Origin of the sequence: Cognatundibacterium jejuense (assembly GCF_014284255.1) — a bacterium.
Taxonomy (GTDB): Bacteria; Pseudomonadota; Gammaproteobacteria; order Burkholderiales; family Burkholderiaceae_D; genus Undibacterium; species Undibacterium jejuense.
In genome coordinates, this window is the sequence record NZ_JACOFV010000069.1 from 1 (window position 1) to 261 (window position 261).

The window sequence follows — 261 nt, forward strand, 5'->3', positions numbered from 1 at the left end:
CTGAATGAATCAGACTCATGATCGCCGCAGCACGTTTGCCTGCACGCAGGCTACCGGCGAACATCCAATTCTTTCGCCCCAGTGCAACGGGACGAATCTGGTTCTCAACCCAATTGTTATCGATCGGTACCCGGGGATCGTTAAGGTAATGTGTCAACGCCGACCAGCGATTCAAGCTGTATTCGATTGCCTTGATGGTAGCACCGCCACCAGGGACTCGCTGACGTTGAACCAGTAACCATTGATGCAAGGCATCTACAA

General features: G+C 52.5%; 1 protein-coding gene. It reads right to left on the minus strand.

The genetic code is table 11. From position 1 onward, the window contains the following. On the minus strand, positions 1-261 hold a 261-nt coding region (locus H8K32_RS20055; RefSeq protein WP_186914410.1), incomplete at both ends, for an IS66 family transposase.